This window comes from Brevinematales bacterium, assembly GCA_026415355.1.
Classification (GTDB): domain Bacteria; phylum Spirochaetota; class Brevinematia; order DTOW01; family DTOW01; genus SKYB106.
On record JAOAHF010000052.1, the window covers coordinates 1 to 1,042 of the forward strand.

At 32.5% G+C, this 1,042-nt stretch carries 2 protein-coding genes; both read right to left on the bottom strand.

What is annotated here, in order from left to right; translation table 11 throughout:
• The coding region (locus tag N2712_08010) for a DUF5317 domain-containing protein (GenBank protein ID MCX8029921.1) at positions 1-452 on the bottom strand (452 nt) is incomplete at its 3' end.
• A 2-nt stretch (positions 453-454) separates the two neighbouring features.
• A partial coding sequence (locus N2712_08015; protein ID MCX8029922.1) for an HD-GYP domain-containing protein occupies positions 455-1,042 on the bottom strand: 588 nt, incomplete at its 5' end.

Below are 1,042 nucleotides of genomic sequence, written 5' to 3' on the forward strand. Positions count from 1 at the left end.
GCGATACAGTCACCTAAAAAAGGTAAAATTGTTTTTGAGTTTTGTACTGCGTATAAGCCTTCAGATGAAGCCATTGTTTCCTTTACATATTCAATTGAAGGTGCCATTCCTGCTTTAACCATAGCTTCTGGGCTTACAGGCATTGCACCACCGTTTAAAAATATGGCAAGTGCATTTAATATTATGCCTAAACCTATTACAAGGAAGGCATAATCCTTTCTATTGAGATAAATAAAGATTAATATGAGTAGATATTGAGTTAGATAAAATATATAAGTTAAGTTACTTCTTTCTATAACGCCTCTTCTTATGAGATTAAAAAGAATAAATTCAATAGAAAAGGCAGCTACTGCAAGATAAGGTCCTTTTATGTTTGAGACATCTATTTTTCTTATGTCACCCTTTAGAATAAAACCAATTATAAGTCCGATAATAAGTGATGCTAAAAACATACTTAACCCCTCGAATTACATAGATTTTCTTTATCACAAATTTTTAAATATATATCAACAATTTTTGGATGAAACTGAAGTCCACGGTTTTTTATAAGTTCAGCTTTTATTTGTTCTGGGCTTAATGCCTTTCTATATATTCTATCTGTAGACATAGCATCTACTGAATCAGCAAGCTGTAATATATATACATCTATATCTAGCTCGTCCCCTTTTTTGCCATCAGGGTATCCTTTACCATCATATCTTTCATGGTGGTGTCTAACTAGTTCAGGAATTTTTCCTAGGTCCTTTATTCCTTTAACTATATCATAGCCTATGACTGTGTGACTTTTTATTTGCTTATATTCATCTTCTGTTAACTTTTCTGGCTTATTTAATATACTGTCGGGAATACCTATTTTACCAATGTCATGTAAATATGCAGCAAGTTCTAACTCTTCTATATGGCTGTCGCTATAGTTTAGTTCCTCTCCTATTGCTCTAACTATTTTAGCAACGTTCCTTGAATGACCTTCTGTATACTTATCTCTCATTTCAAGAGCAGTCATCAGGACTTTGACTGTTTCTGTATATTTAGACTTTGATTC